This is a genomic window from bacterium (assembly GCA_035307765.1).
Lineage (GTDB): Bacteria > Sysuimicrobiota > Sysuimicrobiia > Sysuimicrobiales > Segetimicrobiaceae > Segetimicrobium.
On the sequence record DATGHU010000041.1, the window covers coordinates 35,793 to 62,631 of the forward strand.

Consider the following 26,839-nt stretch of genomic DNA (forward strand, 5'->3'; position numbering starts at 1 on the left):
AAGAGGCGAAGATTCTGACGAGTCGACGCCGGAGTGGGGTTACGCGGAGTCCCACTTGGCGGAGCCGGGTCCAAACCGAGTCCGGGAGCATCGAGGATGTGACCACGAAATTGCCCACGGGGTTCGACCGATGAGACGATCTATCCTTGTTGTCGGCTCTTGACACCGGTTTCCATCTCGCTCTATAGTTTAAGAGATTCAGTATCGATACCAAGTCTCAACAATAAAATTATGAAGGGACGCGATGAAGCTGTCAAGGTCGGCGCGGGCGGCCGCCGTGAGCGGGATGATGATCGGATTGGGGGCCCTGGGAGTGACGCGTCCGGCTCCGGCGGCGCCTGCGGCTGCACGGATCATCATCGTTGCGGCGGAGAACTTCTATGGGGATATTGCCGGTCAGCTTGGCGGGGATCGCGTGTCTGTGACCAATATCATCAGTGATCCGAACGTGGACCCGCATGAATATGCGGCCAACGCTCGGACCGGCGTCGCCGTTGCCAACGCGCGCGTGATCATCCAAAATGGGATGGGCTATGACGAATTCATGAATCGCCTGGAGGCTGCGTCGCCGGATCTGCGGCGTAAGGTGATTGTCGTTGCGAATCTGGCTGGGCGCAAGACGGGCGAGAACCCGCACCTGTGGTACGACCCCCCGACGATCCCCAAGGTCGCTCAAGCCATTCTCGATACATTTGTGCAGCTCGACCCAGGCTCGGCGGCGTCTTATCGCAACCGGTATCGAACCTTCCGGGCATCCTTGCGGCCGTTGAACCAGGCCATCGCGAGCATCAAGATAGCGTACAACGGCACCTTGGTCGCGTCCACCGAGCCTGTCTTCGGTTACATGGCAGCTGCCCTCGGCCTGCGTGTGGTCACCCCGCTCGTGTTTCAGAAGGCGGTGGAGGAAGGGGAAGACCCCCCCGCCGCAGCGATGGCGCAGATGGAGGATCAGCTGAAGAAACACCAGGTCAAAGTCCTCCTGTACAACACTCAAACGGTCTCCCCCATCACCAACAGGGTGCAAGAGCTGGCGAGACGCGTCGGTGTCCCAATCGTGGGCATCTCAGAGACCGAGCCGCCGAGGGAGTCATACCAGCAGTGGATGCTCTCGCAGTTGGGCGCGGTGCGAGCGGCACTCGGCCGGGGCAAGTAGTGTCCGACACTCCGGCGATCACGCTTGATCAGGCATCCCTGCGGTTCGACCATGGACCGTTGTGGGACGGATTGTCGCTGGCTGTGCCGCAGGGCGAGTTTCTCGCGGTGCTGGGGCCGAATGGCTCGGGGAAGACTTCGCTCCTCCGCGTGCTGCTGGGACTGCAGAGGCTCAACGCCGGCCGGGCGCGGGTCCTTGGACATCTTCCCCACCGGGGGAATCAAGCGATCGGGTACGTGCCGCAGCAGCGGGCCTTCGATCCCGACCTCCCGCTTCGTGGTCGCGATCTGGTGCGGTTTGGCCTAGACGGGAACCGGTGGGGGTTCATGCGAAACGCACGAGGGGCGGAGCGCGACGTCGAGGAGATGCTGGCACTCCTCGACGCGCGGGCGTTCGCCGACTCTCCGGTTGGACGCCTGTCCGGTGGCGAGCAGCAGCGCCTTCGAGTTGCCCAGGCCCTGATCGGTAGACCGCAGCTCCTGCTCTGCGACGAGCCACTCCTCAGCCTGGATCTGAATTATCAACAAACCATCGTGCAATTATTTTCTGAGTGGAATCGCCGGAGGGGCGTTACCGTCATTTTTGTCACACACGATGTCAACCCCCTGTTAACCGCGATCGATCGGGTGTTGTTACTCGCCGGCGGCCCCTGGGCGGTCGGTGGTGTCGACGATGTGTTGACGTCCGAGACACTCACCCACCTCTACCGGCGGCCGGTGGAGGTCGAGCGTATCAAAGGGCGGGTCGTGGTGCTCGGTGCTGAACTTGGCGGGCACGAGCCGCTGCACATGCACGGGGGAACCGTTTGATGACCTCGCTTTGGCATTACGCGTTTGTGCAGCACGCGCTTGCCGCTGGGGTGATGGCCGCCATCCTCGCGGGATGTGTGGGGCCAATCGTCACGATCCGCAACATGGCATTTGCCGTGCACGGCTTAGCCGAAGTGGGCTTTACTGGGGCGGCGGGAGCCGTGATGCTTGGAGCATCGCCCATGATCGGCGTGCTGACGGCCACCTTTGCTGCCGCGGCAGCCATCGGCATCCTGGGAGTGCGCCTGCGCGAACGCGATGTCGCCATCGGGAGCGTCCTGGCCTTCGGCATCGGTCTGGGCGTCCTGTTCTTGAGTCTCACCAAGCGCTACGCAGCAGAAGCATTCAGTATCCTCTTTGGATCGATCCTGGCCGTCAGTCAAGAAGATTTGTTGCGGGTTGCTTTCGTTGGAACGATCGCGTTGGCCGCTTTGGCGGTGATCTACCGGCCCCTGCGGTTCGCCAGCGTCGATCCAGAGGTGGCAGAGGCTCGCGGCGTTCCCGTCCGCCTGCTTTCCTCGGTATTCTTGCTGCTTTTGGCGCTGGCGGTCTCTGAGGCTGTCCAGGTGGTCGGGGTCCTCCTGATCCTCACCCTGCTGGTCGTCCCCTCTGCGGCTGCGCAGCGGCTAACCCCTCAACCCCGTTTGGTGGTCGTCTACAGCGTGGGTGTCGCGCTCGTTTCCACGGTCGGCGGCCTCGCCGGAGCGATCTACACATCACTGCCGGTTGGTTTTTTTGTCTCAGCTTTTAGCTTCGCCGCATACCTGCTCGCGCGCGTGATCGGTCCGCGCCTGATGGGCGGCACAAGGACGGCGGCGCACGCCGAGCATCCGGTCGCGCCGATACCTGGCAAGTAAGTCGTGGGTGGGCGATTCGCGTGCATTGCGCATCGCCTTGAATTTCATGGATCTCCAGAGTCGGGCCACGCAGGGAGAGGAGACAGGTTCGAGGGCAGGGGGGGCCAATTGTCGGCATTCCTCCGAGGGTGATGGGTTCTCGCGGCGCAGGCGCGGTTCGAACGGCAAAGTCCCACTGGCTGAATCACAAAACACAGCCCCCAGATTATTTCCCTTTATCGCCCTGATCCCGCACCTGTCCGGTCGAGCAGGTGTTGTACGCGCCAAGGATTTGTGCCGCGGCGATCACGTTGGGGTTGCCTCTCGCCAGCCACTGCTGGACGGCCGCACTCGCCATTTGCACGAGTGTCGGGAACGTCTGGTTCTGGGTGCACAGCGTGACCCCTTGGGTGATCATGCTCGGGTTTCCATATGCTGCCCTAGCGGCGTCCGCAACCCCGGCGGCGTAGCCAGCTTGAAAGCCTTGATTGTAGGCGTTCCCGCCGAGGAAGTACTGTCGCAACTGGTCCCTGGTAACTACCTGGGCGGACGCCGCCGCGCTTGCTCCGAGGACAATCATGCCGATAAGCATCACTACACGTCGCATCGTTCTCACCTCCCACTCAAGGTCACAGTGCACCGGTCACGCGGAGCCGAAACAGATAGGATCTCCTTGCCGAACGGAGGCCGCGATGTCCACGAATGGGTTGTCCCCCTTTGGGCACTCGCGAGGGGACGCATTATGTGCCGCCGAAGACGCCATCCCCGGTTGCCTACGAGTATTCGGAGAATCCACCTGGGGTTCCGTTTCCGGTCTCCGACCACCTTCCAGTCGAGGCCGCCCCCCTTCCTGGATGCCCATTTCCAGAGGCCAGTAGCTACATGCGCTCCGGCGACCTCGGTTCCTACGTCCGCTCGGGCCCTAGGCTTTCGTTTGCGGAGCGATCCTCGGCTATTCGTCCATTCACGTGCGGTGGAAAGATGAAGATGTCTTCGAGATTCAGGCTTGCCGCGTATTGTGTGCCGCACCGAACGGGGGGGCGTTGGTCGATGAACCGCGAAGTGACGCGCGCGGACTCATCGATGATATCGAGCGGAGGGCTGCGGAAGCATTATACCCGGCGAAGGTGCCCCCCACGATCCCGCAGAACCGCGAAGCGTGGGAGAACTGTTGCCGTTGGGTGATTGATGGTTAATTCGGAGTCCCGTAACGAGCGCACGTCCGGCACTCTCGACCCCCTCGTCCCGGGCGGGGCCGCGCCCGGCGGGACGGACCTGGAATCACGCCTCTGGCTGAACAACGTGCTGCAGGTTGTCTCGACCGCGGCGTGGTATGTTGCCGCGCCGTTCATCCCCCTCTACCTTGCCTCCCAGGGGACATCGGTCGGGGTCATCGGAGGGATCATCGGGCTTTCCGGTGTCGTGCCGCTGCTGATTTCCCTCCACGCCGGCGCGTTGGTGGATGAACGCGGTCCCGCCCTGGTCACCAAAGGCGCGGTGCTTCTGTACGCGGTTGCCGGGGTGACCCTGACCGCCCTGCATGCTGTCTGGCCGGTGGCCGTCGCATACGCGCTCATGGGGATCGCTAACATCGGGTTTGCGGTGGCCTCGCAAGCCGTGGTTGCCGCGGCGAGCACCCCGGCCACGCGAGTCCGGAACTATGGGTACTATTCCCTTTGGAACTCGGCCGGAGCGGTCGTCGGCCCGGTCATCGGGGGTTTCGTCACGGGGCAGTTCGGGTACCAGACGGCGTTCGCGACGGTGTGGCTCCTGATGATCCCCTCATTTGCGATCGCCGGGACGCTCCGGGGTGTGCCGGCTCCCCTTCGGCGCCCTGTCTCGTTCGCGACGGCCCACACGCTTGCCGGCCCGATCCTCCGCGAACGGGAAGTGCGCGCCGTTCTCTTCATCTCGTTCATGGTGGTGTGCGGGCAGACGCTGCAGCAGTCGTTCTATCCACTCTACCTGCACAAGGCGGGTCTATCCCCAACCCTGATCGGGGTCATCATCGCCGCGATCAGCCTGGGCTCGATGGTTGTTCGCTCGTCCCTGACGCGGGGCGTGGAGTGGTTTGGCTACGCATGGCTGCTCCTTGGCGCGACTGCGCTGTTGGCCGTCACGCTGGGCATCACACCACTGGTGCGACAATTCTGGCCGCTGATCTTGGTGTCGGGGCTGATGGGAGCGAGTCTCGGCTTCACCCAGCCACTCACCATGAGCTTGATGGTAGAATCGGTCGGCGCGGAGTCCTGGGGGGTGGCCTTTGGGATGCGTCAGGGGGTGCAGCGCATCGGGGCGATCATGAGCCCGATCGTCTTCGGGCTGGTGACCGCGGCCTCGGGGGTCGAGTCGGCGTTCTTCCTCGGCGGTGCCACGCTTCTGGGCGCTGTGCCTATTATGTCAAGCATCACCCGGCATCTCCGCCGCGCACCGCGCTCGCCCTGATTGCAACACACGGATGAGCGATCGGGGGCGCGTGCCGCCCTGCAGACCCTCAGCCTCTGGGGGTGAGGTTGAAGCTTAGGCGGGTTTGGCCACGATATACACAAGGGCTGAGCCCTCTATGGTGCAGATTTGGGGACGCATGAGCATCATCGCGGTTTGTTCATGGGGAGCGGTGAAGACCTGTAATTCGGCCAGGGTGTGCAGGTCGAGGATCTTGCCCAGCTCAGTTCCCGCTGGGATGATAGTGCCCACAGCACCTTCCCTGAGCGTGGGCACGAAAATCCCGCCCACTTTGGCGCGCATGGCTTCCGTTGCGCTCACATCGATGGCTTTATCGGCCGGCGCGGGGGGAGCGCCAAGGGTGATGACGCCGAGATTAAAGAGGGCACGCTCGAGGCCTTTGGCATTGCGTTCGGCCCAATACATTTCCCTGCTCGAACGCCCGCCCACTTCAACATTCGCGACTTTCATGCCCAGCGAGCGGGCGTAGGTGGTGAGGCCGCCGCGCTTGTTGGGGGCATTGCTGATGAAAGGCGCTCCTAGATCAGTCGCCAACTGCTCGGATCCTTCGAAGCGTTTGACGAAAGCGTTGACGCACCAGGTACCGCCGCCATGAAGGTCGATGACCACATCGCTGTCAGCGATCAACGGGGCAATGGACGCCGCAAGGCGGTCAGTGTGTGAGCCGCCCGCGTTGCCCGGGAACACGCTGTCCAGGTCGATAGGATTGGGGGAGTCGATCCAGGAGTTGCGACGCTCGACCTCGGCCGCGAGCGCATTGGCCGTGAAAATCACACGCAGGCGACCGGTGAGGGTCGCTATGGAGCGCAGGCAGAACATTTTGATTGCCAGGGCAGACCAGGGTCCTTCGTCGCCATGCGTCCCAGCGATGAGGGTCACGCGAGTGCCCGTTGTCCCGGTTTCGCCATATTTCAGCGGGATGTACTGAGCGGCGGCGTGGGCAGTGATTCGAACTTCGTGCCATTCCAAAGATTCATAAATCGTCCTCAAGTGAGAACCCCCCCGAAGGTGAGTGAACTATGTTCGTCTTGATGGAAGCGCACACGGCGTGCAAGCCCGTCAGGTGAGTTGCCGCTCGGCAAGGCGGATTGACATGCGCGAGAAGCCTGGGCGCCGGAACGTCGGGCTGTGCTATTCCACACGATTCCTGTACCATTCTTGGCGTGCGCGAAAATCGTCCGGATAGAGTGTGACCTTTTCGACCGCGAACTCAAACTCGTCACCTTCTCGGGCGATGGTCTGGACGAGCTTCGCGGCGTCGAAGCGGTAGCCGCTGAACCGGCTGGGCGGCTGCGCGGCGAGCCACACCCATGCCTTGCCGAGTTCGACCGGATCCGCCCATTTCGCTCTGAGTTCCGCCGGGGTTTGATCGTACTCTGCCCAGGTCATGCGGGTCGGTTTGATGCGGGCGCCCGGGCCGATCGTATTGAGTGCGATGTTGTGGGATCGAGCTTCGAGCGAGAGTGCCTTGACGAATCCTTCGGCGCCGTGTTTGATCGTGCAGTAGGCGATCTCCTCTTCGTAGCCGCGTATGCTGGAGCCGCTGGCGATGCCCATGATGTGACCTCCGCCTTGCGCTTTCATCTGATTCCAAACCGCGTACGTACAATTGAATAGTCCGCCCATGCCGACATTGATCTGGCGCGTCCATTCTCCCGGCGTGGTCGCGTCAAAGGTGATCAGCGGCATGTAAATCGCGTTATGCACCACCACATCGAGGCGCCCCCAGTGGTCGAGGATCTTTTTCACGACGCTTTGGCACTCGGCGAGGTCGGCAACGTCGGAGCGGAAAGTTTGAAAGTCCGTGCCGTCGGCGGCAAGGGTTTGGGCGCAGCGCGCCAGGTCATCGTCACTGATGTCTGTCACCCCGACCCTCGCGCCCGCAATGCCGAACGCTCGGGCGATACCCCACCCCAACCCGCGCGCCGCACCGGTGATGAGGGCGACTCCGTTCTTGAGAAGCGTCATCGTCCGATCCCTTCGTGTTTCGCGTTTTCGCTCGTCGTCCATTGGGTGGACGATGCTGCGCCCTTCATCCGGTTGTTGTTCCGGGTGCCATCAACTTCTTGCCCAGGAGGCGACAGACTCGCGCCACCGACGCGGGGCGTCGATGGGGCGGGACCGACCGGTACTTCAAGCGAGGGTGCGCGGTGAGGGGGCGAACCCGAATTCCCGTTCAAGTGTGTCGCGCAGCTCGCGACCCACGGTGTCCGCCAGGCGCAGGAACGGCGGCCGCACGTTCCGCCATCTGCCGTCTCCCGACCACGCGGAGAGGAGGTATTTCTGGGCCGGGATCGGCCCGTATTCTTGAATTTTTAGCCTGACCTTCTTCACGGCTTCGTGCTGGTGCTTCGCCTCGGCCTGTTGGCCCCGTTGGTGCAACGAGACGATCTTGGCAATCTGCGCCGCATTGATATTGGCGGTGGCGGTGATGCAGCCTGGAGCACCGAGCGCGAGTGCCTCCAGCAGCGGCAGCTCCGAGCCCGGATACACGATCAGCCCCGGCACCTCGGTTAACAGTCTTCGCGTATTCTCCCAGTCACCTGAACTGTCTTTGATCCCCACGATCTGGGCCGGGAATCTCGACCGGAGGCGCTGGATGAGTTCGATGGACAAGCCTACCTGCGAAACCGGTGGAATATGATACAGATAGATCCGGAGATCGTTTGAAGCGACGCTTTCGATGAGACGGCTAAAATACGCGAACAGGCCTTCGTCGTGGACATTCTTGAAGTAGAAGGGCGGCAGCACCATCACGCCGGCGCAGCCGCGATCCAGGGCGTGCCGAGTCAGCTTGGTCGTATCGGGCAAGTTCGTCAGGCCTGTACCGGGAATCAGTTTCTTGGGATCAATGCCGGACTCGATCAAGCCCTCCAGCGCTGCCATCCGTTCCTCAATCCCGAGCGATAGCGCCTCGCCCGTTGTGCCGAAAGGAGCGAGCCCCGCACAGCCGGTTTCGAGGAGGTGCCGCGAATGACCGGCGAACAGGCTCTGCGCGATGGTCAGATCATCGTGAAACGGTGTGAGGATCGGCGCGATCACGCCAGAGATTGGCTCAAGCCGGCGTTTCATCCATTGATTCCCCCTTGTGCGCTACCCGTCTCGGTGATCCTCCCACCCATTATTCGACCATCTTCAAGGTTCGAGCTCGGGGCCCCTTCACCTCGATGTCCGGCCCCCACTCGTGGGGGCACCCCGGCCGCCTGCCACGGGTTTCTTTTGATGGAAGAGAAGTCGTGAATCTCCGTCGAAACGGTCACGGTCGGCTCACGGCGGGCGCCGCGCTCGAGGCGGTTAGGATCAATGGGCTGCCCCGCCTCGAACCGAGCGTTCGTTGGAAAGGAGGCAGGCGATGGAGGTCTTCGAGGCCGTACGGACCGTACTGGCTGTGCGCGGTTACCAAGAGGGACCTGTGCCGCGGGACGTTACGCGGCGGATCGTGGAGGCCGGCCGGTTGACGGGGAGCAGCATGAACGGCCAGCCCTGGCAGTTTATTGTCGTTGAGAACCGCGAGACGCTACGGCAGCTGGGTGCGCTGGCACGAACGGGATCGTACGTGGCGCAAGCACCCCTGGCAGTTGTTGTGGCGATTGAGAAGACGCGATTCGCCATATCCGATGCGAGCCGGGCGATCCAATCGATGATCTTGACAGCGTGGGCGAGCGGAGTCGGCTCGAACTGGGTGGGTTTCCTCGGGATGAGCGAGGTGAAGGCACTCCTGGGCATCCCGGAGGACTTGGACGTACTGGCTATTCTGCCGTTTGGCTATCCGGCGCGGGCCCGCAGCGGGGGGAAGAAGCAGCGCAAGTCGCTTTCTACGGTAGCCCACCGCGAGCGATTCGGCCAGCCCTTGCCATGACGCCGGTGTTCCGCGCAAGCCCTATGATGGCATCGCTCATTATGCCGAGCCCGGGACTGCTAGATCTATCCGACGCTTGCGGTGAAGATGGCGGGGGCCGTACATATCGTTCTTCCCTTGACCAACTCACCCGGGCGATTGGAGGCCGCGGCCCGACCGCCCGGATCGTGCGCTACGCCTCTGGTCTGCGCGCTGGCCGCCGAAACATGCCCCGGTGCGACTGCGGTCGTCCGGCTGCGAGCCGCCCCGGGTCTCGCCCGTTGGCGGTCTCGCGGACGCGCCGATTGTGCCCTAACGTCTGAAGCCAGGCCGTTCTGGGCACCTCTTCGGTGAGGGCGGGTTTCTTTGCCTTGCTTCGTATTTCTTGCGTTCGTACCCTACCCAGTCGGAGGTTCGACAATAACGTCAAAGGTGCGAAAGCGGTCTGGTGGCGGGATTGTACAGGGTCCTGATAAATCCCTCGCGTTCTTAGCTCGGCTGGCGTCCGAGTTTACGACGGTACTCAACCTCTCCGATCTACTACAAAATACGATGCGCATTCTCCAGGAAGAGGTCGAATTCGACTCGTGCATCGTCTCCCTAATCGAAGGATCATCTCCCAGCGACGCGCTGTGTGTCCGGGGGGCATCGGGACTGAGGGCAGGGCTCCTCGGGGTGACTCTGCCTCGGGGCAAGGGTCTGCTCTGGGAAATCGTCAAGACAGGGGCGCCGTTGCTCGTCAACGACATGCACCGGGAGAGCCGCTTGTCGGTACGGGAAGAGCATATCCGGTCGGGCATCTACGCTCCCTTGGTCACGGGCGGTCGAGTGATTGGGGTATTGAGCGCCTATCGCGATAAAATCGGGGCGTTCTTACAGGCGGATCTTGATCTGCTCACCGTCGTCGCGCGGTACCTGGCGGGCGCGGTAGACGTGGCCCTTCTCCATGAGCGCCTCAAGGAGCTCGCGGCCACCGATGCCCTGACAGGATTGGCCAATCGTCGGCACTGCCTTGATACCTTGGATGCGGAGATTGCCAGAAGCCGCCGCATGGACCGCCCAATGACTCTGGTGTTGTTGGATCTCAATAACTTCAAGGTCGTCAACGACGCCTACGGTCACGTGATCGGTGATGCGGTTCTCGTCGACGTTGCGAGCACATTGGCCAGGAAGATACGGGCGTCTGATCTCTTGGCTCGATTTGGTGGGGACGAATTCGTGCTGATGCTCCCCGAAACGAACGACGTCGACGCTCGTGAGATCCTGGACCGCCTCCAGCCGGTCGCGATCGGGGTGCTGGGTGACGGCCGCCGCCACAACATCACCTTCAGTTGGGGGACCGCTTCGTTTCCCCAAGATGGCGGCAACCCGGAAGAGTTGCTGAAGGTGGCGGATGATCGGATGTTTGCCATGAAACAAGTGGGCGCGTAGCCTTTCCTGATCCTCGGGAGACCCCCATTCCCGTGGGAGGCGGATCCACACTCCCCGCGAGCAGCACGTCGTCCACCGAGGTCGGCCGCTCCGCCTACGATAGGACGAAGGCTTCGTTGACCCCCGACTGCTGACTTCCGCCATTCACCGGTGCACCGGCGGGGATGTAAATCGCCTCGGCGACCACGCCCGCCCCGGTGCCGTGGCGGGGTGTGGGCATTGGGGCCATCGTCGTCCACGTGTCGGTCGTCGGATCGTGCGCCTCATTTTCGGCGAAAACCCCACCCGCCCGCTCTCCCCCAAACACGAACATGCGTCCAGCCAGCACTCCGACGGCCATGCCGCTGCGGGGAGCGGGCAACGGCGCGCGAGGGCGCCAACTGCCCGAGGCGGGGTCGTAAACGTCGCGGAGATTGGTGTTGTAGGAAAAAGTGTTGAAGCGGCCGCCGACCGCAAAGATCTTGCCTCCCAAAACGGCGACGCCCAAGTGATCTCGCCCCTTGGGCAACGGGGCCAGGGCGGTCCACCGATTCGCGGTCGGATCATACACGTCGTGGTCGGCCACGCTCACCTCATCCCGTCCCCCGATGAGGTGGAGCTTGCCATTCAGCTCGACGGCCGCGGCGGCGCCCCGCTTGGCGCGAAGGGGCGCCACGGCGCGCCATTGGTCGGTGAGCGGGTCATAGACGTTGGCGTCCGGGACGGCGTTCTGATTCTGGGCGGTGAACCCACCAAACGCGTACACTTTCCCACCGACCCCGACGGCAGCGACGTGGTTGAGCCCCCGCGGTATGGGAGAACGCGCTCGCCAGGTATCGACACGCGGGTCGTACTCACGGTTAAATGGTTGATCGACGCGGCCGTTGGCGTAGCCGCCGAGCACGTAGATCCGTCCATTGCATATGGCCACTCCTACCTCGCTCCGGGCGACGGGGAGCGGGGCCTTGGTGACCCATCGGCCACGGGCTGCCTGAGCCACCACCCGTGTCACGGTTCGTTTGTTCCACAGGCTGACCGGTGCGGATGCCGCAATCCCCTCCACGGCCAGCCCGGCGAGGGCGCTTCTCCGGGTCAGCCGCAGTGACGGCAACGATGGGCACTCCCCCCTGGGTTCACTCCCACCCCGCTGGTGGACTTCCATGGAGCCTCCTCGGGGCGACGTGCACGGCTTGCGTCTCTTGCATCGCCCGGTTTATGATTCTAGCGAATGCTCCCTCGAGGGTTCGCCGGCGGTGCACCATCCCTCGTCCGCGGCCGGCCCGGGGTCGTTGGCGCTGCCGGCCTTACGCGACCGGACGTCAATGCGGAATGGGCGGTGCGGAGCAGAGGGCAGAACTCCAGTTGGGGTGACGGGAGGCGGAGGTATGACGGGACCGGCGTCGGAGGGAGCGGTGCTCCGCGGGCCGCGGGTGTGGCTGCGCGCATTCGTGGGTTTCTATCCGCCTCGGGAGCGCACGGCTGCGCAACTCGACCCGGTCTCAAAGTTTTTGTTCTCTGCCCGCAGCGTTATTCTTGTCATTTCCGTCCAAGCTGCGGTGATCGCCGGACTGCTGGCTGCGGCCGATGGTCGGTTCAACGCGGTGTCCTTTGTCCTCGTGCTCGTTGGATTCGTCACCGCGCACGCCATCAGCAATTTGAGCAATGACTATTTCGGCCACCGACGGGGCCATGACACACCCGACTCGCCCAGGATCCGATACACGATCCACCCCATCGCCAGCGGGGTGCTCGACGCACAGAGCCTGCTGGTGGGTTTGGCGATCCTCGCCGCGATTGGGACAGCGATCGCCGCATACTTCTGGATCGTGCGCGGCCTCCCGGCGGTGGGGTACTCCCTGGCCGGGTTGGCTTTACTCTATCTCTACGATGCCGCCCCGCGACCGCTGAAGAGCCTCGGCCTGGGCGAGGTGGCCGCGTTCGTGGTCTGGGGTCCCTTGATGGTGGGAGGCGGATACTACGCGATCACGGGGCGGTCGTCGCTGACGGCGTTCCTCGCCGCGGTGCCGTATGGGCTCGGGGTGATGTCCATTCTCATCGGCAAACATATCGACCAGGCGGAGTTCGACCGGACCCACGGGCAGCGCACACTACCCGTGATCCTCGGCGAGCGCCGGGCACGCGCGCTCACCCGGGCGGTCATCGCGGCGATGTACGTCGCCGTGGTCGCCCTCATCGCGGCGGAACACCTCACGCCGTTCGTTGCGCTCGTCGCCCTCGCGCTGCCCCGGGCCGGCCGCGCCCTTGCGGTGATCGGACGACCCAAACCCCTGACGCCGCCTTCGGGGTACGTCGGCTGGCCCCTTTGGTACCACCGCGTCGCGCTGGTCCACAACCGTCTGTTTGGATGGCTGTACATCGCCGGGCTGGCGATCGGAGCAATCCCGACCGGATTTCGCCCGGGCTAGGCAGCGCTCGGCGGACGTCGCGGCGGCCACCCGCAGCTTCCGCAGGGTCCCGCAGCCCGCACCCTACTGGCGGGCGATCGCCGCCCGTTGGCCCCGCAGGACGTACTTCTGGATCTTGCCGGTGGCCGTTCGGGGCAAGTCGTCGACGAACCGGAACGTCTTCGGAACCTTGAAGTGGGCCAAGCGGTCGCGGGCAAACTGCCGCAGTTCCCCCTCCGTGGACTCTGCGCCCGCCCTGAGGACCACGAAGGCGTGCGGCGCCTCTCCCCATTCCTCATCGGGAAGCCCGACGACCGCGACTTCCTGCACCGCCGGATGTCGAAGCAGCGTTCCCTCGACCTCGACCGAGGAGATGTTCTCTCCACCGCTGATGATGACGTCCTTGATGCGGTCGCGGATCTCGACGTATCCGTCCGGGTGGACCACGGCGGCGTCCCCGGTGCGGAACCAACCATCTCGCATCACGGCGCTCGTGGCCGCGGGATCGTTGAAGTATCCCTGCATCACCACATTGCCCCGAACCCGGATCTCCCCCATCGTCTGCCCATCGGGCGCGACTTCCTGGCCCTCGCTGTCGACGACACACAGCTCCCCCGAGGTGACGAGCTCCACCCCCTGCCGAGCCTTGATCGCCGCACGCTCATCGGGGGAGAGCCGGGCGTGCTCCGGCCTGGGTTCAGAGACGGTGATGAACGGGGACGTTTCCGTCAAGCCGTAGACGTGGGTGATATTCCATCCCAGCTCGCCTTCGATGCGGGCGATCGTGGCGGCGGCTGGCGGTGCCCCGGCCGTGACCACCCGGACGCCGGACGGGGCGGTCCGCCGCAGCTCCTCCGGCGCATTCGCGAGTCGGATCAGGACCGTTGGGGCCGCGCACAGCATGGTGACCCCGTCGTCGGCACAGCGCCGGTACACTTGGTCAGGCTCGACCCGGCGGAGGCAGATATGGGTGCCCCCAACCGCCGTGACGATCCAGACGAATGTCCATCCATTGGCGTGAAACATCGGCAGCGTCCAGAGATAGCGATCGGCCGGGGACATGTGAATGTGCACGAGGGTGCCGACGACGTTCAGGTAGGCGTTGCGGTGGGTGATCATCACGCCTTTCGGGCGTGCGGTCGTGCCGCTCGTATAGTTGATCGTGAGCAGGTCGGTTTCCGCGATCGGCGGGCGGACGAAATCTGCGCGGGACTGCTGGAGGAGGTCCTCGTAGTCCAGCCAGTGCTCGCGTCTGCCCTCCAACGCCACGAAATGGTCGACCGTCGGGAGTGAGGATCGGATGCGGTCCACCGTGTCCAGGTGATCGACGTGGGCGCAGACGACCCGCGCGCCGCTGTGGTTGAGGATGTACGCGAAGTCGTCGGTGCTCAGCCGGTAGTTGATCGGAACGAGGACCGCTCCGATCTGCGGCACCGCGTAGAAGGATTCCAGCTGCGCGTGGGTGTTGGGTGCGATGTACGCGACCCGGTCCCCCTGCCGCACTCCCATCCGTTGCAGCTCCGCCGACCAGCAATCGCAGCGCCGAAAGAACTGCTCGTAGGTGAGGCGCACGTCGCCGTCGATCACCGCCTCACGCTGGGGGTACAGGCGGCGCGCGCGGCGCGCGAACTCCAGCGGAGTCAGAGGTATCTCCATGCTCGGTACCTCCCCCTGCCTCGCGTTCGTTCAGGCTGAGGGCGACGTTCGGTGGTGTCGCCCCCGATTCCTCGATCCCTCCGCGTCCCGTGCACGGCACCCGATCCCCCAGCGGAGGGCAGGAGGCCCCTGTCGGTCGACGGGCCGGGCGTATGACGGGTATCTGCAGGGAAGGCCATGACCGCACGGCCCCGGTCGGCGCAGGCTTCCCCAGCCCGCAGCCGATCCCGCGCGGGATCTCGCGCGGTCCGACGGCAGCGGACCTCCGCCGGTTGGCCCAGAATACGGATGAGGAGAACCGAGAAGAGGTGCGCCCGTGCCGAGGATTCTCCTGGTCGAATGCATGCAGGAAATCTCATCGTTCAACCCCGTCCCCAGCGAATATGAAAACTTTGCCGTCCGCCGCGGCAGCGCCCTGCTCGCGCAGCGGGGGCGGAACACGGCGATGGGCGGTGCGGTCGGTGAGTTCGGCGAGCGCGCCGACGTGCAGGTGGTGCCGGCCTACAGCGCGCGCGCCGGAAGCGCGGGTCTCCTCTCGCGGACGGGGTGGGCGCGGCTGTCGGACGAGATCCTCACCGCGATCGGCGAGCATGCCTCCGCGATCGACGGTGTGTACTTTTCGATGCACGGCGCCATGGGTGCCGATGGGGAGCTCGATCCCGAGGGCTACCTGCTGGCGGGGATGCGGCGCCTCGTCGGGGACAAGATCCCTGTGGTCATCTCACTCGACCTGCACGGCATCCTCACCGAGCGGATGCTCCGTCACATCGACGGCCTGGCCGTCTACCACACCTACCCACATGTCGATTTCGCCGATACCGGCGCCCGTGCGGCTCGCCTGTTGATGGAGATCATCGACCGAAGGCTCACCCCCCTGATCACGCGGGTGGTGATTCCCGCTCTGGTGCGCGGCGACGAGCTCATCACCAAGTCGGGATGCTATGGGGAGGTCATCCGGGAGGCCCAGCGTCTCGAGCGCGAGCGCCGGGCGCTCGCGGCGGGGGTCATGATCGGCAATCCCTTCACCGACGTGCCTGAGCTCTGCAGCCAAGCGGTGGTGGTCGTCGAACGCCATGCCGACCTGGCGAGTGCCGAGGCGGCCCGACTGGCCGAGGGGTTCTGGGCGCAGCGCTTCCGGATGCAGGCGAAACTCATCGCGCTCGACCGGGCGATCGCCCAAGCCCGCCACATCCGCGGGCCGGTGATCTTCACCGATGCCGCCGACGCGACCTCGTCAGGGGCAACCGGCGACAGCAACGCGATCCTTGCCGGGTTGCTGGCGGCGAAGTATGGGGGGCGGGTGCTCTTGCCGATCGTCGATCCCCCGGCGGTCGCCGCCGCGTTCCGGGTCGGGGTGGGGGCCACCCTACGCGTCGCGCTCGGAGGCGCTTTGGACAGGCGCTTCACGCCCGTCGAGCTTACGGTGACCGTGGAGATGCTCTCCGATGGTCACGCCACGCTCGAAACCAGCGGCAGTGCGCTTGAGGCCGGCCCCACCGCCGTGCTCGTGGGCGACAACTTCACCATCGTGGCGATGACCCGGTCCGTCAGCCTCTTCGATCGCGCGATGTTCCTGGCCCATGGCCGCGATCCCAAGGCCTACGACTTGATCGTCGTGAAATCACCTCACTGCGAATACCACATGTACGATCAGTGGGCGGAGGTGGATTTCAACATCGATGCCCCCGGTGCAACCAGCGCCAACCTGCAATCGCTGGGGCATCGGATCTGCCGGCGGCCGATCTTCCCTCTGGACGCCGACGTGCCCTTCACGCCCCGCCCGCAGGTCTTCGCGCGGGGCCGGCGGGAGGGGGGAGCGGTCACCCCCCCGTAGCGAACCGCGCCATGATGAAGATGATCACAAACTGGAGGACCGCCTGGCTTGCCACGATCTTGATGTACCACCCCATCAGGCGCTTGATCCGCTCACCGTCCGGCCGATCATTGCACATTTCGAAGTATACCTGGAGGTTGATGGGCAGGAGGAACCCCAGCCCCTGGACCGTCATCACGGCGACGATGGCCAGCGCGACCCACAGCCACATCATCTGCGGATAGGGGAGGTGGAAGAGACCCAGCCACGAGGCCATGTACCACCCGGCGGTCGTGGTGACGGTAGAGACCGTGGGCATGTAGAAGAGCATCCGGGGCATCAGGCGGGTGATGATGGCCCGGCGTGTCGGGAAGTCCACGCGTCTGAGAATCGGCCCGAGGATGAACCCCATGAAGATGTCCGTCCCGGTCCAGAGGATCGCGGCGAAGACGTGCACGTAGTTGAGAAACCAGAGGGTGCGGCTCTGGATGGCCGCCACCAGCGCGGCGACGGGGATGACGATCCACCAGTTGGCCCGCAGGGAGATGCGGGGAAGCTCATCGGCCGCGCGCGGGGGAAGGATCGCGCTGGCCTGCCCGAGGCTGTTCATGACACCCCCGAAAGCAACGTCCGGAGGCCGTCGCCCGGCGACGGTCTACGACAACGTCTCCAGATCAACGATCCGCGGCTAGGCCTTGCGGGTGGCGTCGAGCACGACGGCCACGGCCATGATCGCGATCCCCAACCAGGTGAGCCGGAGGCCGGGGATCACGGTTGCCAGCAACGTGCCCAGGCCCAAGCCGAACAAGCTGTGCATCTGCACGTGAGGCGTGAAGCAGGACTTCATCTTCTCGCTCATCGGTTTCCCTCCCTCAGATGCCGGTCGATCGCGTTAACCATACCCTTCCAGGGACCCCGCAGTCAATGCGCCACGCGCGCTCCCCGCAGGCCTGACGGGGAGCGTCAGGGTCGCGGCTTGAGCCCGTAGATCTCCCCGAACTTCTCCTGCAGGTACCGGATGTACGGCTCAGGAGTCATGGTGCTGCCCGTGGCTCGGCGGAGAAGGTCTTTCGGGAAGAACTTTCGGCCGTGCGCGTGCACGTGGTCCCGAAGCCAGGCCAGGAGCGGGCGGAACTCGCCCCGTCGGATCTGGTCCGGCAGGTCCGGGTGCACCCTCAGGGCGGCGTCGAACAGCTGCACGGACACGACATTGCCGATCGTATACGAGGGGAAGTAGCCAAACCCCATGCCCGACCAGTGGATATCCTGCATGACGCCGTCCGCGTCGGTGGGAGGGGTGATGCCGAGATACGCCTGCATCTTGGCTTCCCAGGCGTCGGGGAGATCCTGGACGTTGAGCTCGCCCGCTACGAGCGCCTGCTCGAGTTCAAATCGGACCATGATGTGCAGGTTGTAGGTGACCTCGTCCGCCTCGACCCGGATTAGGCTCCGCCGCACCCGATTCACGGCGCGATAAAAGGTGTTCGCATCCACCCCGGCCAGTTGGTTCGAAAACAGCTCCTGCATTTTGGGAAACGCGTATTCCCAGAACGTTCGGCTCCGACCGATGAGATTTTCCCAGAGGCGCGATTGGGATTCGTGGATGCCGTTGCTCGCGCCGTCGGCGAGGAGCGTGCGGTCGAGCGCCGGCGCGGTCCCCTGAGAGTACATCGCGTGCCCCGACTCGTGGAAGATGCCGAAGATCGCGCCCAGCAAGCGGGGCGGATAGCGGGTGGTGATGCGGACGTCGTCTCGGCTGATCCCGGTCGAGAAGGGGTGGGGGGAGGTGTCCAGTCGTCCGCGATCGGTGTCGTAGCCGAAGGCGGTGATGATGGAGAGGGCGAACTTCCGCTGTTCTGCCTGCGGGTACTCCTGATCGAGGATGCCAGGGTTGACCGTATCCCCCCGGTCGGCGATCGCCTCGACGAGCGGAACCGTGACTTCCCGCAGGCGGTTGAAGAGGGTGGCGACGTCGCGCGTAGTAGTCTCCGGTTCATACGTGTCCAGCAGGGCGTCGTAGGGGTGCGCGGCGTAGCCCAGGTACTCCGCCGTGCGCCGGGCGAACTCCACCATGCGCTCCAGGTGAGGGCGGAACAGGCGGAAGTCGTTCGCGGGTCTGGCCTTCCGCCAGATCTCGGTGCTCTCCGATGCCGCGCGCGCTCGGTCCGCGACAAACTCGGCGGGGAGCTTTCGGGCGCGGTCGAGGTCCCGGCGAGCTATCCTCAGCAGCGTCGCTTCGTCCGATCCTGGATCGAGTGTCTCGAGAAGTGGTTCGGCAGCGTCCAGGAGCTCCTGGGTCTTTGCCGCCACGAACCGCTCGTGGGCGATGCGTGACAACGTGGACAGCTGCCGGGCTCGGGTCGGCCCTCCACCCGGCGGCATCTGGGTCTCCTGATCCCAGCTCAGGAGGGCCATCGACGATCGGATGTCGACGATGACCGCGAGGTGCTCTTTCAGAGCCTCGAGGGCTTGCGCCGCGGCGGGATCAACCATGCGAAGGGGTTCCGTCCGGTGGGTTTGCTGGGGCGGGGCCGGTCGAAAGGACCACTTGCTGGGCTCGAACGCGCCCTAGATGGCGAGGTCCGGGGTGGTCGTCGCGATGAGGCTGACCACCATCTCGTGGAGGCGGCGGTACGCCTCTTTGGTGCGCATCGCCGCCAGGCCGTCGCGGCTGGCCCCGTACCCCCCTCGGCAGATCACGGCCCCGTGCGGGTCGTCGGCCTCCTGGCGGAGGCCCTCCATGATCGTCTGAATCGTCTCCCGATATAGCTTGTTCTCCTCGGCGATCTTCTGCAGGCGTCCGGCGAGATCGTCCCGCTCGCCGCCGCTCCACTCGAAGGTGAGGCCGTACTTGTCGCGGTAGCCGACGGTCCACAGATCGAGCGCCCGACGCAGCATCGCCAGACACGCGCAGAACGCCCACTGCCGGAGGCACGCATCGGCTTCCCAGAGCGCGTGTACGATCGCCTCCCTCGCAGTGACTCTCCGGAGGTCCCACTGCCCCATCGTCATTGCATTCCACCTCACGGCCGCCGCGGGGGTCGGTTGGGGGGGGAGGACCTTACCGTTGCCGTAGAGGAGGGTCCGGACGGCGCTGCCTCGCTCCGGCGCCGGCGGTTCGTCCTCGACGGACTCGAAGACCGAACGAAGTTCGCCCCGCGACAGCGCGCGACCCGAGGGTCCGGCGCCGACACGGACGGCGGTCGCCTCGCGGAGGCGCCGGTAATCCTCGGCCGCGATGAGGCCGAGCCGCCAGCATTCCCGGAGCACGCCGCGTAATGCGCCGAGCATGCGGTTTGCCTCCGCCGCGCTGTAGCGCGTCATCAACGCGCCGCGAATCTGGGCGATGTGGGTCTCCCTGAGGAGGTGCCAGGCCAGGGTGTCCGCGGTGCCCTGTCCCAGGGTAAGGAAGGAGGCGATCTTGTCGAAGGAGTCGCGCGCCGCGGCGCGTGCGCGCGGTGTCCGATCGGTCAGGTAGACCTCCACCGGATGACGGTCGGTCGGCGGCCGTTCGACCAAGAGCAGTTCGGCCTCCCCAGGTGTCCGCTCGGTTCCCACGCCCGTTGTCTCTCCGATCGATCTGTGACGACCGAGCCCTCGTGTGTGAAAATGGTCCACAGCGGCCGCCTTTGGTACCCGCTGATTGCCGTGCAATCAGCAGCACCATACGCCGTCTGCCGTGGAGGCCACTTTTTTGAGCTGGATGTTGGACTGATTCGTGAGATCGTGGCGAGAGTCCTAGCACCCGCCGATGGGTTTATTTGGGGCACGGGCGAGCCGCGGGAACAGTCGTTCGGCCGTTCGGCCGAGGATGCCGGCGACCGCAGCCTCGGGAAGGTCGAGGGCGTGCACGGTGCGCAGGGCGGCGGCAATATCACCGATCACGTGGGGATAGTCCGTCCCCATCACGACGTGATCCGGCCCGACCGCCCCCAGGGCGCACTGCAGCGAGGGGACGGAAAAGGAGACAGTGTCGTAGAAGAGGCGCGTGAGATAATGGCTGGGCGGGTGCGGAATCGCCTCGCGCGCCTCCGGGTAGGCCCGGTAGCCGTTGTCGAGTCGCTGCATGAGGTACGGGAGGGTCCCGCCGAGGTGCCCGAGGATCATCGTGAGCTTGGGCAGTCGCTCGAAGACCCCCGCCAGCGCCATTCGCGCGACGCTGGCCGAGGTGTTGAAGACGAAGCCCAGCAGCGGGACGAGCCCGCGGCCGAAGGTGGCATCCGCATCCGCCGGCGGCATGGGGTGGACGAGGATCGGAACCTCGAGAGATTGCGCCCGCTCGAAGAATGGGAGGAACGCCGGATCGTCGAGGTAGCGGCCCCCGACGTTACTGCCGACGACCGCCCCGACCATCCCCAACTCGAGGACCGCTCGGTCAAGTTCTTGAACCGCTGCGTCGGGATCCGAGAGCGGGACGCTCGCCAGGGCGGCAAACTTGGCAGGATAGCGTCGGGTGAGATCGGTCAGCCCGTCGTTGGCCATGCGTGCCAGGTCCCGCCGGTGCTCGGGAGGGCCGAAGTACACGTTCGGGATCGTGACCGAGATGATCTGGAAATCGATCCCGAGCCGCGCCATGTCGCGAAGGCGGTCTTCGGGACTGGTCATCTCCTGGGTCATTGTCACGATGCGGGCACCGTGCAGCGTGAGGATCGTGCGCCCGTCGGCGTCGCGTCCGATCGCGTACGGGTCCGGTCCCCGCTGGAGACGCTCGAGATACCCGGGCGGGAAAAAGTGCGTGTGCACGTCGATGATCATCCGTTCCCCCTGGTGGTGCGGTTTCCACCGACTTCAGCTCGTCGATCGCCCCGACAGGGCCGCTGGGCGTGCCAACGGCAAGCGCGCGGACGGTCACGCCGGACTGGGCTCCGCGCGCCGGGCGAGGACGCGGCGAAGGTTTCCTTCGTCGATCATCCGGCGCTGGTCGGGGGGAATCGCGCACGCGTCAAGCGCGGCGATCGTCTCCCGAATGTACCGGCTCCCCCCTTCAACGTCGAACGGGGTGTCCGTGCCGAACAGGACCCGGTCGGGTGGGAAATAGTCCAGGCCGCAGCGGACCCCGTGCGGGGCACCGAACAGCGCCGTGTCCGCGTAGAACCGTGGAAAGTACCACTGCGGGGGATGCGCGAGCCTGACCGGCAACTGTTCCACACGATCTTCCGGGCTCCGGGAGCCGAACTGGTCGTAGCCGCCGCTGATCCGACCCGAACAAAAGGGCGCCATCGCCCCCATGTGATGCGTGATGATCACGGCATCGGGATGGCGGTCGAACAGCCCCGTGAAGATCAGGCGGGTCATCGCAACCGTCGTCTCGTACGGCCACCCAAAGATCTGCCAGACGTCGTAACGGGAGGTCTTCTCCTCTGCGTAGTCCGGATGGTCCGCTGCGCGCGCCGGGTGAAGAAAGATCGGGAGGCGCCTGCGCAGCGCTTCTTCGATGACGGCGAGGGTGCCGGGTTCGTCTAGCGGGCGGGTGGCCGCGTTGGAGTAAATCTGCACCCCGATGAGCCTCAGGTCGCGGTCGACCCGATCGAGCTCGCGAAGGCTGGCGTCCGGATTGTTGAGCGGGAGCCCGCCGAACGCGCCGGCAAAGCGGTCAGGGTGCGAGGCGACGAGGTCGGCGAGTTCGTCATTGGCCGCCCGCGCGAGGTCCGGGGTGGCGTCGGCCGGGCCCAGCCGGTCGATGGGCGGAATGGCGAGCGACAGCACCTGCTGGTACTCGGGGAATCCGTCCATGATCCGGAACCGTGTATCGAGATTCCACAGACAGGGGATCCCCTTGACGCGCCGGGACATGTAGAATCCCGGGAAGTGTTGGAGCCGGGCAAAGTACCCATCGGGGAGAATGTGGGCGGCAACATCGATCCGCACGAAGGCTGGTCTACGGCGGGGCCCCGGGAAACCCCTGCCGTGCCCTACCGCGGCAGGTAGCGCTTGCGGTACGAATCCTTCCGGTGAATCTTGCCGTCTCGAAACTCGAAGAGATCGCAGCCGCGCGCCTCGATCCGGCGGCCGTCGGGGCGGGTCGCGATCATCGTCCACTCCGAGAGCCCTCGGGCGCCGGAGACCGCGTGCCGGGGGTTCACGAATCGAACGTCCGGGAGGCTCTCGAAGATCTCGACGATCGCCTCGCGCACGGCGCGCTGTCCATCGTAGCGCCGCCCCCACGGCTCGGCCCCCCCCGAGGTCTCGAAGATGCAATCGGGGGTCATCATGCCCATGATCGCGTCGAGATCGTGCCGGTCCCACGCCGCGGCATACGCGACGAGCAGGTCCCGAAAGGCGGTGATTCCGCCGGATGCCATGGGTGTGAGTCCTCCTGCCCGCGGGGTGAGGCGGGCCCCGGCGGGAGAGATTCTCCCCGACGGCAACGACCCCTCGTCGCTTCGGGCAGGGCTGGCCGCGTCCGGGCGCGAAAGGGATGCCGGTATGGTCGCGCCCGCTATCCTCCACCTGTGGACCGGATGGCCCCACGTTCTTCGCGCCCAGCAGTTTGATCCCGCGTCGTTGGACCGCATCTTCCGGGAGGCGCGCCTCGCCGAGGAGATCACCAACAGCGGGGGCAGCAACCTCCTCAAGGGTAAGATCGTCCTGACGCTCTTCTACGAGCCCAGCACCCGCACCCGCCTTTCCTTCGAGTTTGCCACCTATCATCTCGGCGGGCGGGTCTTGTCCTCGGAAGCGGCGCGGGAGTTCTCTTCCGCGGCCAAGGGCGAGTCGATCGAGGACACGATTCGGGTCGTCTCCCGATACCGACCCGCCGCGATCGTGCTGCGCCACTATCAGGAGGGGGCGGCGGAGCGGGCGGCCGCCGCGGCCGCCGATCCACGGAACGGGCGCCCGATCCCGGTCTTCAACGCCGGCGACGGGCCCGGCCAGCACCCGACCCAGGCCCTGCTCGACGCCTACACGATCTGGCGCTCCCGCGGCACGCTGGAGGGGGTGACCGTGGCGGCGGCGGGCGATCTCCTCAACGGCCGCACGGCTCGATCGCTGTGCTACCTTCTGGCAAAGTACCGGGGGGTCTCGTTCCGGTTGATCGCCCCCCGGCCGGTGCAGATGAAGGACGACATCCTGGCGTACCTGCGCCGCCACAAGGTGCCGTTCATCCAGACAGAGGATTTGGGGGAAGGCGTCCGCGAGGCCGATGTCCTCTACGTCACCCGGATTCAGAAGGAGCGGTTCGCGGAAGAAGAGCAGGACGCGTACGAGCGGATCCGGAACACGTTCTGCGTCACCGCGGACATCCTCGCCCACCTTCCCCCCAACGCGATCGTCATGCACCCTCTGCCGCGAGTCGAAGGGCCATACAGCGAGTTGCCGACGTCGGTGGAGGCGGATCCCAGGGTGATCATTTTCGATCAGACCGAGGCCGGCATGTACGTCCGGATGGCTCTGTTGAAGCTCACCTGCGCGGTGGATCGGGTCACCAGCCGGGTCGGCCGCTGACTTCCGCTCCGGCTGGAAACCTTCTTTCCTTCGGGTTCATACCATATAAATGATTGCCTGAAGACGGCCGGGCGGTCGCGGGGCTCCCCCGCCGCGCGAGCGCCCCACGCCTGCGGCCGGCCTCGTTTCCCCCGCCGCGCGGGCCCCGGCCCCTTGCCAGGGCGAGGCGGGTGCCCCGGCGAACTCTCCGGCGTGGCGGCCCCGTTGCTCACCCTGCGAAACCTCAGCAAGGCCTTCGGCGGCGTTGCGGCGGTCGGGGGGGTCAGCACCGCGCTGGCCCCAGGCGAGATCCGCGGGCTGATCGGGCCGAACGGATCCGGCAAGACCACGTTATTGAACCTCATCGGCGGTCAGCTGACTCCGGACGCCGGCGAGATCTTCCTCGATGGCCGGCCGATTCACGGCTTCCCGCCCGATCGCGCGGCCTCGCTGGGGGTGGCGCGAACGTTTCAGCTGCCGCGCGTCTTCCGGCACATGACGGTTCTCGACAATCTGCTCCTGCCCGCCTGCGCCGATCATCGACGCGTCCCGTGGGCCACCGGGGTCGAGGAGGCGTGGCGGTCCCTCCGGTTCGTTGGGCTGGAGCGTTTCGCCCACGCCGACGCGCGGGTCCTGTCCGGGGGGCAGGCGATGCTGCTGCAGCTGGCCCGCGGTCTCATCCAGCAGCCGCTGCGGCTGTGCCTTCTCGATGAACCGTTCGCCGGGGTCCATCCGGCGATCAAAGACCGGATGGTTGAGGCGATCCTGGACATGAATCGGCGCCTGGGCGTCACCTTCCTCGTCGTCAGCCATGAAATGACCACGCTGCGGCGGCTGGCCGGCGGGGTCTCGGTGATGCACAACGGCGAGGTGATCGCCGAGGGAACCCTCGAGGCCGTCGCCCACGATGCTCGGGTCATCGAAGCCTACCTCGGGGGCCGTCAGGCGCTCCCCCCCGACGCGGCGCGCCCGTAAGCCGGAGGCGGTGACATGCTGCGGATCGATCGCGTCGTCGCAGGGTATCATCCGGGCATCGACATCCTGAGCGATTTGACGCTGCGGGCGGCGTCGGGCCGGATCACCGCAGTCATCGGTCCGAATGGGGCGGGCAAATCCACCCTTCTGCGTGTGGTGTTTGGGCTGGTCCGGCCGCGTGCGGGCCGCGTCGTGTTCGGGGATCGCGAGATCCAGCAAACGACCGCCTACGCGCGCAAGCGGTTGGGGATCGGTTATGTGCCTCAGGGTCCCAGCACCTTCCCCCAGATGACGGTTGAGGAGAACCTCCTGGTCGGGGGCTGGACGATCAGGCGGGACCGGCCGCTGCTCCACCAGCGCCTCGCGCACTTGTACGACTTGTTCCCGACGCTGGCCGCCATCCGGGGATCGCGGGCGACGGCGTTGAGCGGGGGGCAGCTGCGGATGCTTTCGATCGCGAAGGAGCTGGTGGCCTCGCCCACGCTGCTGCTGGTCGATGAGCCGACGGCGGGGCTGGCGCCGCGGGTGGCGGACGGGGTCTACGATCTGCTCGTCCGCAGTCGGCACCTCGGGGTGACGGTTGTCTTGGTGGATCAGAACATCTCCGAGGCCGTCGCGGTCGCGGACGACGTCTACCTCATCGTCATGGGGCGGGTTGAGCGGGAGGGGCCGCGGGAAGTCTTCGCCCGGGATCTGCGCGCGATCATCCGAGAGACACTGGTGGGGGGACCGGCACCGGCGTCGTGAGTCGGCGGCCGGGCGGCGCGCTCCTCGGAGCACGCACGTGATGAAGGGGGGAACTGAGATGGGTCAGAGGTTGGTTGTGACCGTGGTGGGGGGGATGCTGATCGCCGCGCTGGCGGCGGGCGGCGCTGTCGGTTCGGCGGCGCCCGCTCCGGTCACGCTCGGAGTGCTCACCCCGCTTTCCCCTCCCGGCGATCCGGCGGCCGGGCAGCTGATCGAGCGGGGGGCCGAACTGGGGATCCAGTACATCAATACCGTGATGGGCGGGTTGTTCGGGGGCAAGGGGGGGTGCGCGCTGCCCGCAACCCAGGTCCGGTTGGCGGTCGAGGACGACAGCGGACTTCCGGAGAAGGCGATCGCCGGCTTCCGGCGCCTGGTTTCGGAAGATCACGCGGTGGCGGTGTGGGGTCAGTTTCACAGTTCGGCGATGCTCGCCGCGGCCCCCCTCGCGGATCAGTTGGGGGTGCCCTTCATCAGCACGCAGGCGTCGGCGGCGGACATCACCGCGAAGCACTTTAAAGCCGTCTTTCGCACCCACCCCATCGACCCCGACCGCGCCGCGGCGTGGCTCGGCTGGATTCAGGCGCAGGGCTGGCACAAGGTCGCGATGCTGGCGGAGAACACGGATTACGGGATCGGCCTGGCGGAGGCGACCAAGTCACTGATCGCGGCAAAGAAGATGAACGTCACCCTCGACGCCGTGATCTTCGACCGAACCTCCTCCGACCTCACCCCGCAGCTCCTGAAGTTCAAGGCGGAGAAGCCCGATGTGCTGCTCAACGTCGGGGTCGGGACGCCGGCCTACCTGATCATCAAGCAGGCCCACGACATCGGGCTGTTCCCGCAGGTGCCGATGCTGGGATCGTACGATTTCCCGGTGCGGCCGGAGTACTGGAAGAACCTCGGCGCAGCGGGGAACTACCTCGCGTTCATCTCCTACTATCACCCTCGGATGGCCCTGTCCCCGCTCGGAAAGTGGGCGGCCATCGAGTACGCGAAGCGGTACAAGGACGTGGCGATCTATTCCAACCTCAACTCGTTCGGCGACGCGGTGATCCTGGCGGAGGCGATGAATCAGGCCTGCAGCAGCGACCCGACGAAGATCATTGCCGCCCTGGAGCGGGGGCGCTTCGATACCTGGATCGGCTCCGGGGCGACCTTTCCTCGGGGGGCGGGGGTTTACTGGCACCAGTGGTCTCCGCCGATGGTGATTTTGCAGTTCACCCAGACCGACGAGACGTACGATCAGGCCCCGATCCTCTATCCTACGGCGATGAAGACCGGCACGTACACCGGCCCGCACTGAGCG

Annotated in this window: 25 protein-coding genes; 12 read left to right on the forward strand and 13 right to left on the reverse strand. The window is 65.6% G+C overall.

Translation table 11 applies throughout. From position 1 onward, the window contains the following. Positions 1 to 286 precede the first annotated feature (286 nt). Genes VKV57_13910 through VKV57_13920 form a run of 3 tightly spaced genes read left to right on the forward strand, consistent with a single transcriptional unit; the run spans position 287 to position 2,819 of the window. Positions 287 to 1,153 (forward strand): zinc ABC transporter substrate-binding protein, encoded by an 867-nt coding sequence (locus VKV57_13910; GenBank protein ID HLW60997.1) that lies wholly within the window; start codon positions 287 to 289, stop codon positions 1,151 to 1,153. Further along, complete coding sequence (locus VKV57_13915; GenBank protein HLW60998.1) at positions 1,153 to 1,962, forward strand: ATP-binding cassette domain-containing protein; 810 nt, start codon at positions 1,153 to 1,155, stop codon at positions 1,960 to 1,962. The genes VKV57_13910 and VKV57_13915 overlap by 1 nt, the downstream gene beginning before the upstream one ends. Beyond that, complete coding sequence (locus VKV57_13920) at positions 1,962 to 2,819, forward strand: metal ABC transporter permease (protein HLW60999.1); 858 nt, start codon at positions 1,962 to 1,964, stop codon at positions 2,817 to 2,819. The genes VKV57_13915 and VKV57_13920 overlap by 1 nt, the downstream gene beginning before the upstream one ends. A gap of 205 nt (positions 2,820 to 3,024) precedes the next feature. On the opposite strand, the gene VKV57_13925 is transcribed toward VKV57_13920, so the two are convergent. Then, a complete protein-coding gene (locus VKV57_13925; GenBank protein HLW61000.1) occupies positions 3,025 to 3,405 on the reverse strand; it encodes a hypothetical protein in 381 nt (126 codons plus the stop codon). Between the two features lie 581 nt (positions 3,406 to 3,986). Here VKV57_13925 and VKV57_13930 point away from each other — a divergent pair. Next, positions 3,987 to 5,243, forward strand: coding sequence for an MFS transporter (locus tag VKV57_13930; protein ID HLW61001.1), 1,257 nt, complete (start codon positions 3,987 to 3,989; stop codon positions 5,241 to 5,243). Positions 5,244 to 5,318: 75 nt separating this feature from the next. On the opposite strand, the gene VKV57_13935 is transcribed toward VKV57_13930, so the two are convergent. The 3 genes from VKV57_13935 to VKV57_13945 form a co-directional block, all read right to left on the reverse strand. Further along, entirely contained in the window at positions 5,319 to 6,254 is a 936-nt protein-coding gene (locus VKV57_13935; protein ID HLW61002.1) for a M14 family metallopeptidase, read from the reverse strand. 141 nt (positions 6,255 to 6,395) lie between these two features. Beyond that, entirely contained in the window at positions 6,396 to 7,232 is an 837-nt protein-coding gene (locus VKV57_13940) for an SDR family oxidoreductase (protein HLW61003.1), read from the reverse strand. Between the two features lie 165 nt (positions 7,233 to 7,397). Next, a complete protein-coding gene (locus VKV57_13945; GenBank protein ID HLW61004.1) occupies positions 7,398 to 8,336 on the reverse strand; it encodes a dihydrodipicolinate synthase family protein in 939 nt (312 codons plus the stop codon). Between the two features lie 280 nt (positions 8,337 to 8,616). Between VKV57_13945 and VKV57_13950 the strand changes: the two genes are divergently transcribed. Both VKV57_13950 and VKV57_13955 read left to right on the forward strand, forming a co-directional pair. Further along, a complete protein-coding gene (locus VKV57_13950) occupies positions 8,617 to 9,123 on the forward strand; it encodes a nitroreductase family protein (GenBank protein HLW61005.1) in 507 nt (168 codons plus the stop codon). A gap of 411 nt (positions 9,124 to 9,534) precedes the next feature. After that, positions 9,535 to 10,533 (forward strand): sensor domain-containing diguanylate cyclase, encoded by a 999-nt coding sequence (locus VKV57_13955; protein ID HLW61006.1) that lies wholly within the window; start codon positions 9,535 to 9,537, stop codon positions 10,531 to 10,533. 94 nt (positions 10,534 to 10,627) lie between these two features. Here the strand turns inward: VKV57_13955 and VKV57_13960 are convergent, their stop codons facing one another. Next, entirely contained in the window at positions 10,628 to 11,623 is a 996-nt protein-coding gene (locus tag VKV57_13960; GenBank protein HLW61007.1) for a galactose oxidase, read from the reverse strand. A gap of 274 nt (positions 11,624 to 11,897) precedes the next feature. Here VKV57_13960 and VKV57_13965 point away from each other — a divergent pair, with 274 nt between their 5' ends. Continuing rightward, a complete protein-coding gene (locus VKV57_13965; GenBank protein ID HLW61008.1) occupies positions 11,898 to 12,938 on the forward strand; it encodes a prenyltransferase in 1,041 nt (346 codons plus the stop codon). 63 nt (positions 12,939 to 13,001) lie between these two features. Here the strand turns inward: VKV57_13965 and VKV57_13970 are convergent, their stop codons facing one another. After that, positions 13,002 to 14,573, reverse strand: coding sequence for a long-chain-fatty-acid--CoA ligase (locus VKV57_13970; protein HLW61009.1), 1,572 nt, complete (start codon positions 14,571 to 14,573; stop codon positions 13,002 to 13,004). A 316-nt stretch (positions 14,574 to 14,889) separates the two neighbouring features. Between VKV57_13970 and VKV57_13975 the strand changes: the two genes are divergently transcribed. Further along, positions 14,890 to 16,407: a M81 family metallopeptidase gene (locus VKV57_13975; protein ID HLW61010.1), complete on the forward strand. Its 1,518-nt coding sequence runs from the start codon at positions 14,890 to 14,892 to the stop codon at positions 16,405 to 16,407. Here the strand turns inward: VKV57_13975 and VKV57_13980 are convergent. From VKV57_13980 to VKV57_14010, 7 genes are all read right to left on the reverse strand, one after another. Further along, positions 16,394 to 16,996 (reverse strand): hypothetical protein, encoded by a 603-nt coding sequence (locus tag VKV57_13980; protein ID HLW61011.1) that lies wholly within the window; start codon positions 16,994 to 16,996, stop codon positions 16,394 to 16,396. The two genes, VKV57_13975 and VKV57_13980, sit on opposite strands and share 14 nt — an antisense overlap. A gap of 78 nt (positions 16,997 to 17,074) precedes the next feature. Further along, entirely contained in the window at positions 17,075 to 17,245 is a 171-nt protein-coding gene (locus tag VKV57_13985; GenBank protein ID HLW61012.1) for a hypothetical protein, read from the reverse strand. Between the two features lie 104 nt (positions 17,246 to 17,349). Continuing rightward, entirely contained in the window at positions 17,350 to 18,879 is a 1,530-nt protein-coding gene (locus VKV57_13990) for a carboxypeptidase M32 (protein ID HLW61013.1), read from the reverse strand. A 75-nt stretch (positions 18,880 to 18,954) separates the two neighbouring features. Continuing rightward, positions 18,955 to 19,944 carry a hypothetical protein gene (locus VKV57_13995; protein HLW61014.1) on the reverse strand — a complete coding sequence of 330 codons (990 nt, stop codon included), beginning with the start codon at positions 19,942 to 19,944 and terminating at the stop codon, positions 18,955 to 18,957. 180 nt (positions 19,945 to 20,124) lie between these two features. Beyond that, positions 20,125 to 21,141 (reverse strand): amidohydrolase family protein, encoded by a 1,017-nt coding sequence (locus VKV57_14000; GenBank protein ID HLW61015.1) that lies wholly within the window; start codon positions 21,139 to 21,141, stop codon positions 20,125 to 20,127. 93 nt (positions 21,142 to 21,234) lie between these two features. Beyond that, positions 21,235 to 22,254 (reverse strand): amidohydrolase family protein, encoded by a 1,020-nt coding sequence (locus tag VKV57_14005; GenBank protein ID HLW61016.1) that lies wholly within the window; start codon positions 22,252 to 22,254, stop codon positions 21,235 to 21,237. Positions 22,255 to 22,298: 44 nt separating this feature from the next. Then, the gene (locus VKV57_14010; protein ID HLW61017.1) at positions 22,299 to 22,688 is read right to left on the reverse strand and encodes a nuclear transport factor 2 family protein; all 390 of its coding nucleotides are present in this window, start codon (positions 22,686 to 22,688) and stop codon (positions 22,299 to 22,301) included. 124 nt (positions 22,689 to 22,812) lie between these two features. Here VKV57_14010 and pyrB point away from each other — a divergent pair, with 124 nt between their 5' ends. From pyrB to VKV57_14030, 4 genes are all read left to right on the forward strand, one after another. Continuing rightward, the gene (gene pyrB / locus VKV57_14015; GenBank protein HLW61018.1) at positions 22,813 to 23,832 is read left to right on the forward strand and encodes an aspartate carbamoyltransferase; all 1,020 of its coding nucleotides are present in this window, start codon (positions 22,813 to 22,815) and stop codon (positions 23,830 to 23,832) included. A gap of 192 nt (positions 23,833 to 24,024) precedes the next feature. Next, positions 24,025 to 24,786, forward strand: a complete 762-nt coding sequence (locus VKV57_14020; protein ID HLW61019.1) for an ABC transporter ATP-binding protein — start codon at positions 24,025 to 24,027, stop codon at positions 24,784 to 24,786. Positions 24,787 to 24,801: 15 nt separating this feature from the next. Continuing rightward, the gene (locus VKV57_14025) at positions 24,802 to 25,533 is read left to right on the forward strand and encodes an ATP-binding cassette domain-containing protein (protein ID HLW61020.1); all 732 of its coding nucleotides are present in this window, start codon (positions 24,802 to 24,804) and stop codon (positions 25,531 to 25,533) included. 58 nt (positions 25,534 to 25,591) lie between these two features. Further along, on the forward strand, positions 25,592 to 26,836 hold the full coding sequence (locus VKV57_14030) for an ABC transporter substrate-binding protein (protein HLW61021.1): 1,245 nt from the start codon (positions 25,592 to 25,594) through the stop codon (positions 26,834 to 26,836). The last annotated feature ends 3 nt before the right edge of the window (positions 26,837 to 26,839 follow it).

Bases quoted from the DNA above. Each gene is read 5' to 3' on its own strand.
- VKV57_13965 (HLW61008.1), top strand. From the start codon at position 11,898: ATGACGGGACCGGCGTCGGAGGGAGCGGTGCTCCGCGGGCCGCGGGTG.
- VKV57_13940 (HLW61003.1), bottom strand. From the start codon at position 7,232: ATGACGCTTCTCAAGAACGGAGTCGCCCTCATCACCGGTGCGGCGCGC.
- VKV57_14030 (HLW61021.1), top strand. From the start codon at position 25,592: ATGGGTCAGAGGTTGGTTGTGACCGTGGTGGGGGGGATGCTGATCGCC.
- pyrB (HLW61018.1), top strand. From the start codon at position 22,813: ATGGTCGCGCCCGCTATCCTCCACCTGTGGACCGGATGGCCCCACGTT.
- VKV57_13985 (HLW61012.1), bottom strand. From the start codon at position 17,245: ATGAGCGAGAAGATGAAGTCCTGCTTCACGCCTCACGTGCAGATGCAC.
- VKV57_13920 (HLW60999.1), top strand. From the start codon at position 1,962: ATGACCTCGCTTTGGCATTACGCGTTTGTGCAGCACGCGCTTGCCGCT.
- VKV57_13990 (HLW61013.1), bottom strand. From the start codon at position 18,879: ATGGTTGATCCCGCCGCGGCGCAAGCCCTCGAGGCTCTGAAAGAGCAC.
- VKV57_14000 (HLW61015.1), bottom strand. From the start codon at position 21,141: ATGATCATCGACGTGCACACGCACTTTTTCCCGCCCGGGTATCTCGAG.
- VKV57_13950 (HLW61005.1), top strand. From the start codon at position 8,617: ATGGAGGTCTTCGAGGCCGTACGGACCGTACTGGCTGTGCGCGGTTAC.
- VKV57_14010 (HLW61017.1), bottom strand. From the start codon at position 22,688: ATGGCATCCGGCGGAATCACCGCCTTTCGGGACCTGCTCGTCGCGTAT.
- VKV57_13970 (HLW61009.1), bottom strand. From the start codon at position 14,573: ATGGAGATACCTCTGACTCCGCTGGAGTTCGCGCGCCGCGCGCGCCGC.
- VKV57_13980 (HLW61011.1), bottom strand. From the start codon at position 16,996: ATGAACAGCCTCGGGCAGGCCAGCGCGATCCTTCCCCCGCGCGCGGCC.
- VKV57_13925 (HLW61000.1), bottom strand. From the start codon at position 3,405: ATGCGACGTGTAGTGATGCTTATCGGCATGATTGTCCTCGGAGCAAGC.
- VKV57_13930 (HLW61001.1), top strand. From the start codon at position 3,987: ATGGTTAATTCGGAGTCCCGTAACGAGCGCACGTCCGGCACTCTCGAC.
- VKV57_13910 (HLW60997.1), top strand. From the start codon at position 287: ATGATGATCGGATTGGGGGCCCTGGGAGTGACGCGTCCGGCTCCGGCG.
- VKV57_13945 (HLW61004.1), bottom strand. From the start codon at position 8,336: ATGAAACGCCGGCTTGAGCCAATCTCTGGCGTGATCGCGCCGATCCTC.
- VKV57_14025 (HLW61020.1), top strand. From the start codon at position 24,802: ATGCTGCGGATCGATCGCGTCGTCGCAGGGTATCATCCGGGCATCGAC.